Consider the following 15,383-nt stretch of genomic DNA (forward strand, 5'->3'; position numbering starts at 1 on the left):
CCATTCTTTACCCTGCTTTATCCGTAGTATCTCCGTAGCTTTCTCCGCGCCTTCTCCCTGCCTCCCTGACTCAGCGGAGCGCCGCCCGCGCAGGTCGCCGCCGGCTTTTTTACGGCCAGCGCCCAGGATTGCCAATCACTCAGGGGCGATAATCGCAGGCTGAAACGTTTCACATCTCATTTCGATAATGACGGTATTGAACTCCAGGCGGGAGATGAATACAACAGAACTTGTATACAAGAACCTTAGGTACTTATAACCTCATCATCAGGACACACCATGCAAACCACAGATTCTGAAATTGAAAAAAGGGTTATACGCAAACTTTCCTGGCGGCTGATCCCGCTGCTGATCGCTTGCTACGTCATCGCCGTTATCGATCGCGCCAATATCGGGGTCGCCGCGTTAACCATGAATGCGGATATCGGCCTCAGCGCCGCAAGCTTTGGCCTGGCCGCAGGACTGTTTTTTGTCCCCTATGCGCTGCTTGAGCTCCCCTCCAACCTGCTGATGGAGAGAATTGGCGCCCGCTGGTGGATAGCCAGAATCATGGTGACCTGGGGGCTCGTTTCCGGCGCACACATCTTCGTCTGGAACGAAAATAGCCTTTACGTAATGCGCGCCCTGCTCGGCGCCGCCGAAGCAGGCTTCTTCCCCGGGATCGTGTTCTATCTCACCATGTGGTTCCCCGCCGCCTGGCGCGGACGCATTATTGCCTCCTTCATGACCGGCATCCCGATTGCGTTGATTATCGGCACGCCGATTTCCAGCCTGCTGCTGGAGCTGCACGGCTGGATGGGGCTCAGCGGCTGGCAGATCATGTTCCTGATTGAAGCCATTCCGGCCATCGTTCTGGGCCTGATTGTCCCCTTCGCGCTGCCCGATAGGCCTAAAGACGCCAAATTCCTTGCAGCCGACGAGCAGCGCTGGCTGATGGCCACCCTCGCCGCGGAACAAAAAACGCTGCCGCCGCGCGGACACGGCGGCCTGCTCAAAGCGCTGTTTAGCCCGCTGGTGCTGCTATTTAGCCTCACCTACTACGGGTTGGCTAACCTCAACGGCGCGGTCAGCACCTTCCTGCCGTTAATCATCAGCGAAACGGGTTTAAGCCACGTGCAGACCGGCTTTATCACCATCATTCCTTATATCTTCGGTCTGATTGGCATGCTGGTATTAGGACGCATCGCCGACCGTCCCGGCTCGCGCCTGCTGGCTAACTATGCCGCACTGCTTATCTCATGCCTCGGCCTGCTCTGCGTGGCATGGTTTGATAACTCACTGCTCAAAATGGCGTTCCTCTGCGGCTCGGCGTTTGGCTTTTTCGGCGCGATGCCCGTGTTCTGGGGCCTGCCGGCGCAGTTTTTCCCCGCCTCGGTGGTGGCGGGCAGCATCGCGCTGATTAACGCCCTCGGCAGCATGGCCAGCGTAGTTAACCCGTGGGTCATCGGCATTATCCGCGATCGCAGCGGCAGCTATAACGGCGGATTCTACTGGCTGGCGGCAATGGCCCTGCTCTCCATCATTACCCTGAGCATCATTTTCCGCCGCCAGCAAGCATCGGCATATCAAAACAGCAATGAACAACGTGAGGGTCAGTAAGATGAAGATTATCGATGTCCGGTTACTTCAGGTTAAGGGCGTGTTACCCGGGGAAGTGGATTTTTGGGAGGAGCGCCTCGCTCGCCCGACCGACGTGTACGCCCAGTATCGCGTCGTCGACAACCATGACGGCGGCGTGCAGCTAAAAGAGGGATTCGCCATCTCCACCGTGTTTGTGGAAATTATCTCCGACGAAGGCGTTGAAGGGCTGGCGGGCCCGGTCCCCCACGCCGTCGCCTCGATTGTCCACGGCCAGCTGCGCCCTTTACTGCTGGGCCAGGACCCGCGCGACAGCGAGCGCCTGTGGGACCAGATGCATCGGGCGCTGATCCACGGCCGCCAGGGAGACGCTATGCTGGCGATCAGCGCGGTCGACTGCGCGCTGTGGGATCTGCGCGGCAAGTGGATGCAGCAGCCGGTTTATCGTCTGCTGGGCGGCTCCATTCGCGAGGAGATCCCGGCCTACGCCTCGATGCTGGGCTTTGCCGTTCAGGATATGGGCTTAGTGCGTGAACGGGCGCTGCAGTACAAAGCGCTGGGCTATCGCGGGCAAAAATGGTTCTTCCGTCATGGGCCAATGAGCGGCAGAGAGGGGTTCAGGAAAAACGTTGAGCTGGTGAAAACCCTGCGCGAGACGGTGGGTGAGGATTACGATCTGATGTTTGACTGCTGGCAGTCGATGGACGTGACCTACGTCATCGAGCTGGCGAAGGCCATCGAGCCCTACCGCCCGCGCTGGCTGGAAGAGTGCGTGATGCCGGACAGAATCGACAGCATGCGTCGCCTGAAAGAGCGGCTGACCATCCCGCTGGCCGGGGCCGAGCATGAATATACCCGCTGGGGCTTCAAACGCTTCTTTGAGGCCGACGTGCTGGACGTTATTCAGCCGGATATCTACTGGTGCGGCGGCCTGTCTGAAACCTTAAAAATCGCCGCCGCCGCCACGATGTACGATCTGCAGGTCATTCCGCACGGCCACTCCACCATCGCGACGGCCCACTTTACTACCACCCAGTCGCCGATCCACACGCCGTATCAGGAGTACCTGGTGAAGTGGAACGATATTCACCAGTATTTCCTCAGCGCACCGCTGGTCCCGGAAAATGGTCTGATTCGGGTGCCTGAAGTTCCGGGCATGGGGATGGCGCTCAACCCTGAGCACATCCGGCACCAGGAGTACCTGTTCACCTCCTGATCCGGCCCCCTCGGGCGGCGAATTTGCTGCCGCCTGAGGGGGATGTATCTTGTATACTACTCCTTGCATCTTAAATCGGATCGTGCAACTATGGCGGCAATAAAGGCTATTTGTTTTAAGGAACTACGCCACGCTATGTCCTCCGATAAACTATTTGTTGACTGGTCCTCGAAGAAGATAATCCGCCCTCAGTCACTGAGTAGTATTCTGGCCGACCACATTCGCGACCTCATCGTCAATTGCCAAATAGAGCCCGGCTCGCTAATTTCAGAAAATGAGATTGCGGCCCAGCTCAACGTGAGCCGGACGCCGGTAAGAGCCGCGCTGCAAAAGCTGGAGATGGAACGCCTGGTACAGATATTTCCCCAGCGCGGCACCTTCGTCTTTGAGTTCAACGAGCAGGAGATGCGGGAAACCTGCGAAATGCGGCAAATTCTGGAGGCCGGCGCGCTAACCCTGGCGCTGCAAAGAGACCGCCAGGCGCTGGTTGCGCTGCTGAAAGAGCACGTTGCGCGGGGACGCGAGACGTTACAAAATGCGCCGGAGAACTACCGTCAGGCCGACGCGGATTTCCATATGGCGATTATTGAATCCAGCCAGAACCGGGAGCTAATCGGCTTCTATAAAACCAGCATCAACCGCATCCGCGCCTTCCTGAACCATCTGACCAGAACGCCGGAAGAGTTTCACAATTCCCAGGTCGATCATGAAACCATCGTTGGGCTGCTGGAGCAGCAGCTGGACCAGCAGGCGCAAGAGAAGCTGCACTGGCACCTCGGCGGAATAGTGCGCAGGTTTCATGAAAAATTCGGCAAGTAGCCGCCGGCCTCCCGCTGATTATCCATGAGGTTCTCCGTGCGGAGAAAAGCCGTCTGATGCCCGAGGCTCTGGCGGCTCATGGCGCAGCCAGTCGATACAGGCCCTCATCGCCGGCGACATCGTCCTCCCAGCCGTCCAGCACAGATAATATCCGGCGAATTCGGTTTCCCAGGCGCCAAGAATGCGCTGCAGGGCGCCGGAAAGCAGATGCGGCCTCACCCTCTCCTCGGTAACCTGAGCCAGCCCGACGCCGGCGATGGCCGCCTGATACTGCCGCTCGCGATCGTCCACCACCAGATTCCCGCTCACCGCAATATTTTTTAGCCGTCCGTTATCAGCAAACTGCCAGGGCTCCGGCGCGGCCGCTCCCGGCCAGCGCCAGCCGATGCAGTTGTGATGGATTAAATCCTCCGGTCTCTCGATGCTGCCATGCGTTTGCAGCCAGGACGGCGCCGCGACGACGATTTGGTGCAGCGGCCCGCCAACGGGGACCGCAACCAGCCCGGGCGCCAGCACCTCGCCCAGGCGTAGCGAAAGATCGTATCCGCCGGCGATAAGATCGACGGGAGAGTCGTGGACGGCAATATCCACGCGTACGTCGGGAAACGCGGCGAGAAAAGCGGGGATCCTGGCGTCGAGAAACATTTCTGCCGCCGAACGAAAGGCGTGAAGGCGAATATGCCCCTTGATAATTCGGCTGCGGGACTGCGCCTGCGTCAGCGCGCCGGCAAGGTTCTCCAGCAGCGGAGCGACCTGCAGATACAGCCCCCTGCCATCTTCGGTGAGGCTGACGGAACGCGTTGTTCGATTGAAAAGCCGCAGCCCCAGCTGCTCTTCAAGCCCGTTAATTTGCTGGCTCACGGCGGATGCGGAGACGCCCAGGGCGTCCGCTACGGCCCTGAAGTTCAGCTTCTCGGCGACCATCACAAAGGTATTCAGCGCCGGAAACTGCACGCGGCTGAGCATTCGTTACCCCTTTATTAAATATTACTAATCACTTCATCAAGTTTTAAGCTGATTATGCAGATCAACAAAACAATTATGATGCTCATACCGCTTCAGTCAAGCTTGCAACAACAGGAAGAGATGCCGTATGGCTAATGAAAATCAACTGACGACCGAACAACGGCTGCGCATCATCGAGGCCAAATTAGCGATCTATGAACTTATTGCCTCTCATCCGCCCAGCGCCGACAGCGGGCTCGCTGAATATACGGCGTCCGTCTATACGCAGGACGGCGTTTTCAACCGCGGCGAGGGGCTGGACGGCGCGAAGGGCGTGGAGGCGATTGCGGCCTTTATCCTCAGGCCGGCCCACGAAGAGGCGATTAGGAGCGGACTGGCGCATTTTGCCGGCCTGCCGCTTATCGATCTGCGCGGCGATACGGCGGTGGTCACCTCCTATTTGCAGCTTTTGCAGCTGGATAAAGAAGGCGCGCCGCGGGAGATGGCCAACCACGGCATCTCCACCGGGTACCGCATCCACCGGGTTGTCGTTAACCGCTGGGAGCTTGAGTGCCGCGACGGGCGCTGGAAAATACGCAGCCGAACGCTGCTTCCCGTTGACGGGAGCGATGCCCCGCGTCGCCTGCTGGCGCAAGGCCTCACGGATGTCCTTAAGGCGACATACCACAATCCATTAAGCGCTACGGAGCAAAATCATGAGTGAAGAGAACCGCCAGTTTTTATCGTCGCTTTTCCTTTCGATAGCGGATCGGGGATGGGGAGAGAACTTTATCGCCGCATTAGATGACGACCTGGAATTCAACGCGATGGGCACCTCGCCGATCGCTGGATGCTATCGGGGAAAAGAAAACTACCGCCAGCGGCTGCTTAAACGGCTGGATGAGCGCCTGGCGTCGTGGCCCGTACCGATCGTCGATAGCCTGATCGTTGACGGCGATCTTGCCTGCCTGCAGTTCCACGCCACCGGCGGTCAAGGTAAAAACGGCGCAGATTTTAATATGCAGTATTGCTGGGTGCTGCGCCTTGAGCGCCAGAAAATCGTAAAAATATGGGGCTATTATGATGCAGACAAAATGAACGCGCTTTTTGCGGATGAATAACCTGCCACCGCCTCCAGGCGCCGCGATTGCCGCCGCTGAAGTAACGGCGGCGGCACGCTGAAGATCAGGCGACCGGCTCTTCCAGGGCCATCGCCAGCGCGGCATCGCAGTGAATGAGCGTGGTATCGAAGACCGGCACCGCTACATTACCCTGGTTAAGCAGCATCCCCACTTCCGTACAGCCGAGAATCAGCGAGTCGGCGCCGGCCTCAACCAGCCGCTGCGCAATACCGACGTAAGCCGCCTCGCTTTCACCGGTGACAATATCGCAGCACAGCTCGTCATAGATAATCCGGTGCGTTGTGGCCCGGTCGGCGCTCGGCGGGATAATCGGCGTCAGGCCGGCCGCGACCAGACGGTCGGTATAAAAGGATTGTTCCATCGTGAAGGCCGTCGCCATCAGTCCCGGCGCGCGCAATCCCTGCTGGCGGATAGCCGCGGCGGTGGCGTCGGCGATGTGCAGCAGCGGGATCGAAACGCCCGTCATCAGCTGGTCGGCCAGCTTGTGCATGGTATTCGTCGCCAGCACAATAAAGTCGGCGCCGCCGCGCTCAAGTGCTTTCGCTTCCCGGTTCAACACCTCGCCAGCCTGCTCCCACTCGCCCACCATTTGCAGCTTCTCGATGGTGGCAAAATCGAGGGAGCGTATCAGCAGCTCCGGGGAGTGCAGGCCGCCCAAACGCGCCCGGGTCAGGTTACAAAGCTGCCGATAGTAAGTTTGCGTCGAAGCCGCGGACATGCCGCCAAGAATACCGATAGTTTTCATGCTATTAATCCTTATTTTCGTAAACCAGCGGCGAATTTGCTGCCGCCTGCCCGCGCATGGTGGGGGTTATCAATCTTTTTGCGCTTATATTTCGCCGCGTCGGTTCCCGCTCGCCGGCGCAATAACGGTACTTTCCACGAACGATCAGGCGCGAAGCACGATGTTATCGATCAGCGGCTGCACGATTCTGCGGAAAATATCCGCATCGTTAAAGGCGCGCGCCGACAGCATCGCGCCATGTACCGTAGCCATCAGCAGGCTCGCCTCATCCGCAGGGGTGCCGGGTAGCTGCAGGCGCCTCTCGCTTTCCCCTCTGCGCAGCAAAGAGGTCAGCCATTCGGTAAGGTCGCTGAAATGTCCGCTCACTTCGCTGGCCACTTCCGGCGGCAGCGTCGGCAGCTCGACGGCGAGCATGGCGCAGATGCAAAACGGCGAGGAGCCCTCGCGAATGCAGGTCGCCCAGTAGTCGACGTAGGCCTGAAGCTCCGCCACCGGATTATTCATCTGCTGGCTCATCGCCTGCATTCCGGCCCGGGCTTCTTCGCGATATTCGGTGACCACGGCCTTCACCAGCTCCGCCTTGCTCGGGAAATGGTGATGTATGCTCGCCTTACGAATATTCACCTTTGCAGAGATATCGGCAAAGCTGAAGCTCTGATAGCCGCCGGTGGTAAGTAGCTGTCGGGTATAGGAAATAATTTCGTTTGCTTTCGGTGAACGCTCAGTCGCCATAGTTGGATCCGCGTGTGCATATGATACTGAATAAGGTGCATATTATCAGAGCGTTGGCAGGAAACCTACCAACAGGTAGCCCCGCTGCTGGCGGGATTGCGCCGAGGGGCGCCGATCGGATAATTCCCTTGCCGACATGAGAGGGCGTTAATATAATCACCGGGCATTTCCACAATGCCGTAGGCGTTACCGTCATCCAACGCGCCCGGATACCCCAGGGTCTCAGCAGAGAATAGGGGATCTATGCGGCGACGTTGCCCCTTCAGGCGGCTATCAGCGACTACGACAGCCCCGATAGCCCCTCGCCGCCTTTCCATCTGCTCTATTCGGAGAGGACATTGCTATGAACATTAGCGGTAACACCATTCTGATTACCGGCGCCACCAGCGGTATCGGCCGCGCGCTGGCCGAAGCGTTTCACGCGCGCGGCAACCGGGTCATCATCACCGGACGCCGCCAGGCCCTGCTCGATGAAATCACCCACGTACATCCCGGAATGACGGGCTTCAGGCTCGATACGGACGATGACGGCTACCGTGGCCGCAGAGGTCAAAACGCGCTTTCCGCAGCTCAACGTGCTGATCGCCAACGCCGGTATTTCGCGCAGCGAAAATTTCCTCGTCGACGGCGGAAATATGGCCATCGCGCAGGAGATAGTCAGGACTAACATTCTCGGCACCCTCCGCTTCGCGGCGGCATTTCTACCGCTGATTCAGGGCCGGCCTGACGCCGCCTTTATGGCAACCAGCTCCGCGCTGGCCTTTGTGCCTAAGGCTGACTTCCTCACCTACTGCGCCAGCAAGGCGTTCCTGCACTCGTGGATGATCTCGTTACGCCACCAGATGCGGCATATCCCGGTTGAGGTCCTTGAGCTGTCGCCGCCGTACGTGCAGACCGGGCTGACGGGCAGCGCTCAGGCCGCGGACCCGAGGGCGATGCCGCTGGCGGAGTATATCTCAAGGGCGATGGAGCTGATTGAGCACCATCGGCACCCCAACGGCGAGATCCTGCTTGATGGCGATAAGGGCCGCCGCTGGGCGGAAAAAGAGGGCACGTTTGCGACGCTTTTCCGCGCTATGAACCCGGATTAGCCCCCAGCCCCGTGCCGAAATAGTTCGCCACGGGGCTGGCTTCAGGCGCCTATCGCCTGCCGGACATACTTTCAAAGACGCCGTCGCGGCGTACTAAAGCATGAAATAGCGCGGCGGCCAGATGCAGCATCACGGTGATAAATAGCAGCAGCGCAACCGCAGAGTGCAGCGGACGCAGGATCGCATACCAGTCATTATTCACCGGCGCGAGAGGCGGTAACACAAATCCCCCGCCGACGCTAACGGGATACCCCGCGGCCGACTGCATCGCCCAGCCAACCAGCGGCTGGAGGATCATCATCGCGTACAGCATCCAGTGCGAGAGATGGGCCAGCCGCCGCTGCCAGGCGGGTATGGCGCTCGACAGAGGCGGCACGGCGGTGTAAAAGCGCAGCCACAGCCGCACCGCCACCAGCAGCAGAATCATCAGGCCCAGCGGCTTGTGAATTGACACCAGCAGCGCATGCAGCGACGAAACCGTGGAAACCATCGCCACGCCAATAAACAGCATCGCCACGATTGCCGCGGCCATCAGCCAGTGCAGCCAGCGCAGCGCCGGATGAAAATGGGTTACCGGTTTCATAAGTGGGCTCCTGAGCGTTGGGACTGTTCGCGGGTGCGCGCGTTATACGATTTGGCGTAGGCCGACGAACGCGCGTTGAGTAGAGGGTCGTCCGAGGCGGCGATCCCGGATGGCAGAATCAGCGGATCGTAGTTGATATCGTTGCACGGGCCGTTCTCCTGCGCGCTGGCGCTTACCAGCTCAAGCGTGCCGGCATTGATGGTTTGCCGATCGTCAGGCCAGAGCTTAGCCGCGTCGTTGCTCGCATCGCCCGCCCGGGCGACGGTGATGACCAGATCCCAGCGCAGCGGCCCCTGCGCCAGACGCTGCGTAATATCGCGCTGCAGGAAATCCTTATCGTTTTTATCCGCCTCGCTGATGGGCTGATAGCCGGTATGCGGCACCATGCTCCAGCGAACCAGATGCTCGGCCCCGCTCTTATCAATAAAGCGGAACGCATTCAGGCTGTTATAGCGATCGCTCGCCCAGCTCGACGAGGGGACGTACTGCTTCGCCCAGGCCAGATAGCGCTGCAGTTGGGGGTGCGAGCCGACAAACGCCTTCAGCTTTTCCGGGTCCGGCTTGCCGGTTGCCGGATCGGGCAAGGTGACGGTTTGCAGCGTGTAGAACTCTTCAACGGTGGAGACCGGGAACAGCGGCATGGCGTTCATCCCCGTCCGCCACTGCTCGCCGTTCCCCTGCCTGAACTCCAGCGCCATGCTGCGTATGGGGACGGCATAATCCGGCGCGTTGGGGTTGCCGCCGGCGATGGCAAAGCGACCCGTTACCGGCGTTTCCCCGGCGGCGAACAGCGCCGCGCGCGACAGGGAGCTGGCGTTGCCGTTAGAGATAAAACGCCCTACCACGCATACGCCTTTGGCATGATTGCGACGAAAGCCCGGATGCTCGCCGCCCGATTTTTGCAGCACCGTGACCAGTTTGTCTGCGCTGAGGCGGTTAGGCGTCAGCCAGCCGCCCGCCCACAGAAAGAGCAGTATCGCGCCTAAAGGGATAACAGCCACCAGCAGCAGGCGCGCTATTTTCTGGCCAGCGGAAAGTGAAGAGGTTGTCATATTTTTGCTCACACTATTAACATTGAACCCACAAAGAAAGACGCGAGAAGCGATTCCCGCGGGAAAAATCTAATGGCAGCCAGCCGCTTTAAAGACCGCGGCTGGCGTTGATTCACCGACCCGCAGCGGTCAGGATCTGGCGGCGGGATATCGGCAAATCAAAACAACCTACTAGTTGGTAGATTAAATGTCAATGCCATCACGCCTTCCCCGTTGGGGGAGCGCTAACGTTTTTCATGCGCAGGGGGTTATTTGCTGAGCGAGCCGCTGGAGAAGCCGGCTTTCTACCGGCAGGCGGGCCTGTTCGCCGCGCGGGGATAAAGACCCCGAGGGGCTACTTTTTTAATTGTTCAATAATCGTCGGCTTGCCAAAAAGAAAACCCTGAACTTCGTTGCAGCCTTCATCTTCCAGAATTTTCAGCTGTTCCAGGGTCTCAACCCCCTCGGCAATCAGCGGGGTATTAATCGATTTACTGAGTGAGATAACCGCTCTCACGAAGGAGCGCACTTCGGAATCGTTCTCTATGTTTTGCAAAAAGCTGCGGTCCATTTTGATCAGGTCGAAATGAAATTCACGCAGCATACTGATGGAGGAGTAGCCGGTTCCAAAGTCATCCAGGGCAATACTGATGCCCATATTTTTGATTTGAGAGAGAACGTTAAACACCAGCTTTTTATCGACAATAAACGCCGTCTCCGTCACCTCAAATTCAAGGAGGCTAACCGGGAAACAGGTTTTCATGAGAATGCTGCGGACGTTGTCAATAAAATGGCGATGGCGCAGCTGCACCGGGGAGATATTTACCGAAACTTTCTTGTGAATTTTGTTCACCAGCGCTTCACGACATACCTGCTCTAATATCCAATAGCCCAGCGGTATAATCGTCGCGCTCTCTTCCGCCATGGGAATAAATTCATCAGGGTATATCAACCCGAACTGCGGGTGCTGCCAGCGTAGTAAAGCCTCATATCCCGTCACCTGCTTTCCGGAAATCGAGCGTTTTTCTTGATAATGAAGGTAAAACTGCCCCTCCTTCATCCCCTGCCTGATATCCGAAATCATTTGATTACGCTTGCGCGTCCGTTCATCCATCTCGGGCTCGTACCGGCATACCTTGTTGTCGATATCCGATTTGGCACGATACATCGCCAAATCGGAGTTGCTGATTAAGGTATTAATATCGGAACCGTCGCGAGGAAAAATGGAAATCCCGATACTCGCAATGACGGCAACCGACGTCGTGGCAAAATCGTGTATTCCGGTAAAACAGCCCTGCAGCTTTTCGATAAAGAGATCGAGCTCGTCGGCCGACTCAAACGGCTTTACCGCCACAAACTCATCGCCGCCAAACCTGGCCACGAGCTCATCGTTCTTGACCATTTTAGTCACGTTTGCCGAAACCCTTTGCAGGAGGAGATCGCCAATAAGATGACCCTCAACGTCATTAATTTCCTTGAACTTATCAAGGTCTATAGTAAAGATAGCCAGCTGGCTATAGTTATTACCCGCCATCAATCCTTCGACAAACGCGAAGAAGGCCACCCGATTAGGCAACCCGGTCAGAGAATCATACCTCGCCAGCCACGAAAGCTTATCAATCACTTCCTTATGTTCGGTAATATCCCGGGTTATTTTGGCGAATCCCAATAAGGTCCCGTCGTCATTTCTGATCGCATCGATGACGACGTGCGCCCAAAAGCATGAACCGTCTTTTCTGTAGCGCCACCCTTCCCCCTCAAATTTCCCGGTTTTCAGGGCGATCGCCAGGTTTCTCGCCGGCTCTCCTGATTGCTGTTCGCCTGCGCTATAAAATGTGCTGAAGTTGCGGCCAATAATCTCTTCGCTGGTGTAGCCCTTAGCCCGGCGCGCGCCTTCATTCCAGCTGGCTATCGTGCCATCCTGTTCCAGCATGTAGATAGCATAATCTTTAACATTTTCAACGAAATGACGATATGAAATATCAGTTAACATTATGTTATCCATATAAACCAATCCAGAGGTATAGCAGTATGCATTGACAGAATCACAGGAGAAAATTGTGCAAACAGGTTAATCACAATGTAACCCATCGTTACGGCTCTTGCCACAAGCATCTCTGGCCGGCAGCGCCACCGCAGGCTCCGCCAGTAATATGGGCAAGAAGCATCGGTAGATGTGGAGGAAAATAGCCTAAGCGGGCTTATTGATGGCACAAAAATTAACGCCATAAAAGTTATGTCACTATTTAAAGCATGGGTATGAATATCATTCCCTCATCTTCCGGGCGCCGCGGAGCTCATTTTTATTAAAGGTTACAGAATGAGAACAAACTCAATCCTGCGTAAAAAACGGTGTTCGTTTCACCGCCGCCGCGGAAGAAAAAGCACCCCCTCGGCATCAATAAATATTGATTTCGCGAAAATCGTCATATAAGCTCAATTTACAAGGTGATGGTGTTCCACCTTTCCCAACCGCCGGTTCCGTCGAACCGGATGATGACGCCTGATATACAACCGTTGCTGTTTCCTTTAGGCATGTATGTCAGGTGTTGCTATGCAAAACGTAATTGATTTTTCTGCACTTCTCATTAGTTTCTCATCGGCAAGCGAATTTCCTGTTCGCGTTTTAGGCTATGGCCATCCTGACGTTAGCCGCGCGCCGACTATGGCCTGCCGGCCCGGCCATAGCGTAAGACCCTCTTATCTCGGGGACACGCCCCCGAAAACGCCATCCGTTCGGCATCAATCCGCCGCCGCGCGACCAGCGCTGCGCCCGGTAAAAGACGGACTTCCCTCGATGATCCTTCATTTCGCTCCGGCGAAGGGGTGAGCTATGCACATCTACCGGCATGCACTGTTACTTGTTCAAAACGAAACCGACGGGCTGCTGCTGCTCCAGCATGCCGAACGGCTGGCAAAGGAGATGGCAACCCGCATCACCGTAGGCCATCTCAGCGCCGATTATCGGGAAATGTATTACACCAGCGATTCACTCACCATGGACCGCCAGTCGCGCGAGATTATCGACGCAAAGGCGATGCTGAGCCGGCTGGTGGAGTCCTGCAGTCTTGATATCAAAGTCAAATCTATCGTCAGTATTCATCGTTTCAGAGACATTGAGGCCGTCGTACAGCATGAGGATATCGACCTGGTCATGCTGGGACATAAGAACCGCCTGTTCGGGGTGTACTCCTCGTTCTCTTTTGAGTTAATCAACCACCTCTCCGTTGATGTACTGATTAAACATATCCCTGTTCCGTAAAATAAGGTCATTGTATGAGCTATGAAATCGAACGCGTAATTGCCAGAGAAATTCTCGACTCCCGGGGTAATCCGACCGTCGAAGTGGAAGTGACCTCCGCCGATGGCCGCACGGCGCGAGCGTCGGTGCCTTCTGGCGCCAGCACGGGATCACGTGAGGCTATTGAGCGTCGCGACGGCGACGAGCGGCGCTTTGGCGGCAAGGGAGTACGGGATGCCGTTCACTGCATCAATACGGAAATTAATGGGGCCCTGCAGGGCTATGACGTCCGCCGGCAGAAGGATATCGATAGCCGCCTGATAGCCCTGGACGGGACGGAAAACAAGGGCCGAATAGGCGCCAACGCCATCCTCGGCGTCTCGCTGGCCGTCGCGCGCCTGTCCGCGCAGCTATCCGGTATCCCGCTGTATCGCTATCTGGGCGGCATCGGCGCTAATCTGCTGCCGGTTCCCTGCATGAATATCATTAACGGCGGGGTTCACGCCCGCTGGCAGGGAGCCGATTTTCAAGAGTTTATGATTGCGCCCTGGGGAGCCTCCTCCGTGCGCGAGGCTATTCGCTGGGGCAGCGAGGTGTATCAGAATCTGCGTCAGGTTTTACTTGAAAAAGGCCTCTCCACCGGCGTGGGCGACGAGGGGGGATTTGCGCCGGTGGTCTCTTCCAACCGGCAGCCGCTGGAGCTGATTGTCGCAGCCATTAAGCGGGCCGGCTACCGGCCAGGGGAGGATATCGCGATCTGCGTGGATCCGGCATCCAGCGAGTTTTATAAAGATGGAAAATATACCCTGCGCACGGAAAATGCCCAGCTTAGCGCCGAGGAGATGACCCGTTACTATGAGCAGCTGGTGAATGAGTTCCCGATCGTCCTGATTGAAGATGGCCTGGCGGAAGATGACTGGGCCGGCTGGAAAATCCTGAGCGGCGCGCTGGGCGATAAAATCGAGCTGGTTGGCGACGATATTTTTGTGACCAACGTGAAATATATCCAGCGCGGCATTGATGAGAATCTGGCCAACGCGGCGCTGATTAAGCTCAATCAGATAGGCACCCTGAGTGAGACGATTGCGGCCGTGCAGCTGTGTCAGGACCACGGCTGGGGGACCTTTATTTCGCACCGCAGCGGAGAAACCGTGGACAGCTTTATTGCCGATATGACCATAGGGCTTCGCGCCGGGCACCTGAAAACCGGCGCCCCCAGCCGCGGGGAGCGGATTGAAAAATACAATCAGCTGATGCGAATTGAAGACGAGCTGGGCGATGCGGCCGTCTTTGCGGGTAAATCCGCCTTTAAAAAACGTTAATCCCTGAAACCGGCGCCGATGGTCCCGAATACCTGTGAGGTTTTATGTATAAATCATTATTCGCCGTGGTTATCGGCGGATCGCTGGGCTGTGTGATCCGCTGGGTGCTCTCCATGCGCCTTAATGGATCTTTTCCCAATCTGCCGCCGGGCACTCTGCTGGTTAACCTGATTGGCGGCTTTATTATCGGACTCGCTCTGGCCTTTTTTGTCAGACAACCGCATCTTGATCCGGCGTGGAAGTTTTTTATTACTACCGGGCTATGCGGCGGCATGACGACGTTTTCCACCTTCTCTGCCGAAGTTGTGGTGCTGCTTCAGAACGGTAATTATTCGTGGGCCGTCATTTCGGTACTGGCGCACGTCTTTGGTTCGCTGCTGATGACCGCGGCCGGCTTTTTGGTCATGACGATGATTTAGAGAAAACCTCTCCGTTCCGCGGGCTCTGGAACGGAGAGCCCGCTCCTGACTGCAGATATCGGTACAGAAATACTCTGCGCAGACAAATATTCCGCTTTGCATCATCATCTGCGCCAGACGGACGTCGTACAATGATTCAAAACCTGATGACGCTCCCGTTGATATATCGGCACTGGGAAACCGCGGGGCAGATTGAGTTTATTTAAACAGAGTACGTAGAACCCGGGTTCGGCACGCAGCGGTTTAAAAAATACTCTGCCGATAGTCGATATCTTCCTGGTACCCGAGCGGAGAGTAACAGCAGGGTTTTATATCGTAAGCTTGCCGCTCGTGGACTATCGCACGAACTCTGAATAAAACGTCGCAATGAATGCGGCTATTCTATTTGCCAGCGGCTGATGCTGCTTTTATAAATGCTGGACTTCAGGCGCTGAAATGAGAATTAAACGGCAACAAAAAAGATCGCAATAGCGACAATATGCATATTATAAACTAATAATGTGATACGCATCACAATTA

General features: G+C 56.7%; 15 protein-coding genes, 1 pseudogene and 1 riboswitch. Of the genes and pseudogenes, 10 read left to right on the forward strand and 6 right to left on the reverse strand.

The features are described from left to right. Positions 1-279: 279 nt before the first annotated feature. The 3 genes from AC1M2H_RS17630 to AC1M2H_RS17640 all read left to right on the forward strand — a co-directional run bounded on the left by AC1M2H_RS17630 (position 280) and on the right by AC1M2H_RS17640 (position 3,613). Positions 280-1,599 (forward strand): MFS transporter, encoded by a 1,320-nt coding sequence (locus tag AC1M2H_RS17630; RefSeq protein ID WP_480148386.1) that lies wholly within the window; start codon positions 280-282, stop codon positions 1,597-1,599. Between the two features lies 1 nt (position 1,600). Continuing rightward, entirely contained in the window at positions 1,601-2,794 is a 1,194-nt protein-coding gene (locus AC1M2H_RS17635; protein WP_480148387.1) for an enolase C-terminal domain-like protein, read from the forward strand. 135 nt (positions 2,795-2,929) lie between these two features. Then, the gene (locus AC1M2H_RS17640) at positions 2,930-3,613 is read left to right on the forward strand and encodes a GntR family transcriptional regulator (RefSeq protein WP_480148388.1); all 684 of its coding nucleotides are present in this window, start codon (positions 2,930-2,932) and stop codon (positions 3,611-3,613) included. 18 nt (positions 3,614-3,631) lie between these two features. On the opposite strand, the gene AC1M2H_RS17645 is transcribed toward AC1M2H_RS17640, so the two are convergent. Next, complete coding sequence (locus AC1M2H_RS17645; RefSeq protein WP_480148389.1) at positions 3,632-4,579, reverse strand: LysR family transcriptional regulator; 948 nt, start codon at positions 4,577-4,579, stop codon at positions 3,632-3,634. 127 nt (positions 4,580-4,706) lie between these two features. Here AC1M2H_RS17645 and AC1M2H_RS17650 point away from each other — a divergent pair, with 127 nt between their 5' ends. Both AC1M2H_RS17650 and AC1M2H_RS17655 read left to right on the forward strand, forming a co-directional pair. Beyond that, positions 4,707-5,282: a nuclear transport factor 2 family protein gene (locus AC1M2H_RS17650; protein ID WP_480148390.1), complete on the forward strand. Its 576-nt coding sequence runs from the start codon at positions 4,707-4,709 to the stop codon at positions 5,280-5,282. Then, entirely contained in the window at positions 5,275-5,679 is a 405-nt protein-coding gene (locus AC1M2H_RS17655) for a nuclear transport factor 2 family protein (protein WP_480148391.1), read from the forward strand. The genes AC1M2H_RS17650 and AC1M2H_RS17655 overlap by 8 nt, the downstream gene beginning before the upstream one ends. A gap of 64 nt (positions 5,680-5,743) precedes the next feature. Here AC1M2H_RS17655 and AC1M2H_RS17660 read toward each other — a convergent pair whose 3' ends face one another. Both AC1M2H_RS17660 and AC1M2H_RS17665 read right to left on the reverse strand, forming a co-directional pair. Further along, entirely contained in the window at positions 5,744-6,445 is a 702-nt protein-coding gene (locus AC1M2H_RS17660) for an aspartate/glutamate racemase family protein (RefSeq protein ID WP_480148392.1), read from the reverse strand. Between the two features lie 144 nt (positions 6,446-6,589). Continuing rightward, positions 6,590-7,177, reverse strand: coding sequence for a TetR/AcrR family transcriptional regulator (locus AC1M2H_RS17665; protein WP_480148393.1), 588 nt, complete (start codon positions 7,175-7,177; stop codon positions 6,590-6,592). Positions 7,178-7,520: 343 nt separating this feature from the next. On the opposite strand from AC1M2H_RS17665, the pseudogene AC1M2H_RS17670 reads away from it, so the two are divergent. Continuing rightward, positions 7,521-7,601 (forward strand): annotated as a pseudogene (locus AC1M2H_RS17670) (oxidoreductase); the annotation flags it as partial. A 100-nt stretch (positions 7,602-7,701) separates the two neighbouring features. Beyond that, positions 7,702-8,268 (forward strand): SDR family NAD(P)-dependent oxidoreductase, encoded by a 567-nt coding sequence (locus AC1M2H_RS17675; protein WP_480148394.1) that lies wholly within the window; start codon positions 7,702-7,704, stop codon positions 8,266-8,268. 49 nt (positions 8,269-8,317) lie between these two features. Here the strand turns inward: AC1M2H_RS17675 and AC1M2H_RS17680 are convergent, their stop codons facing one another. The 3 genes from AC1M2H_RS17680 to AC1M2H_RS17690 form a co-directional block, all read right to left on the reverse strand. Beyond that, positions 8,318-8,851, reverse strand: coding sequence for a cytochrome b (locus AC1M2H_RS17680; protein WP_480148395.1), 534 nt, complete (start codon positions 8,849-8,851; stop codon positions 8,318-8,320). Then, the gene (locus AC1M2H_RS17685) at positions 8,848-9,903 is read right to left on the reverse strand and encodes a catalase family peroxidase (protein WP_480148396.1); all 1,056 of its coding nucleotides are present in this window, start codon (positions 9,901-9,903) and stop codon (positions 8,848-8,850) included. Before AC1M2H_RS17685 ends, AC1M2H_RS17680 begins: the two co-directional genes overlap by 4 nt. A gap of 334 nt (positions 9,904-10,237) precedes the next feature. Then, positions 10,238-11,887, reverse strand: coding sequence for a putative bifunctional diguanylate cyclase/phosphodiesterase (locus AC1M2H_RS17690; protein ID WP_480148397.1), 1,650 nt, complete (start codon positions 11,885-11,887; stop codon positions 10,238-10,240). Positions 11,888-12,320: 433 nt separating this feature from the next. After that, positions 12,321-12,395, forward strand: a riboswitch (Fluoride riboswitch). Between the two features lie 320 nt (positions 12,396-12,715). Here AC1M2H_RS17690 and AC1M2H_RS17695 point away from each other — a divergent pair. From AC1M2H_RS17695 to crcB, 3 genes are read left to right on the forward strand one after another with little or no spacing between them, the layout of a single operon-like run. Continuing rightward, positions 12,716-13,144, forward strand: a complete 429-nt coding sequence (locus AC1M2H_RS17695; RefSeq protein ID WP_480148398.1) for a universal stress protein — start codon at positions 12,716-12,718, stop codon at positions 13,142-13,144. 14 nt (positions 13,145-13,158) lie between these two features. Further along, a complete protein-coding gene (gene eno / locus AC1M2H_RS17700; protein ID WP_480148399.1) occupies positions 13,159-14,445 on the forward strand; it encodes a phosphopyruvate hydratase in 1,287 nt (428 codons plus the stop codon). A 44-nt stretch (positions 14,446-14,489) separates the two neighbouring features. Continuing rightward, a complete protein-coding gene (gene crcB, locus AC1M2H_RS17705; RefSeq protein ID WP_480148400.1) occupies positions 14,490-14,864 on the forward strand; it encodes a fluoride efflux transporter CrcB in 375 nt (124 codons plus the stop codon). Positions 14,865-15,383 lie beyond the last annotated feature (519 nt).

Source organism: Klebsiella sp. F11 (assembly GCF_056712265.1).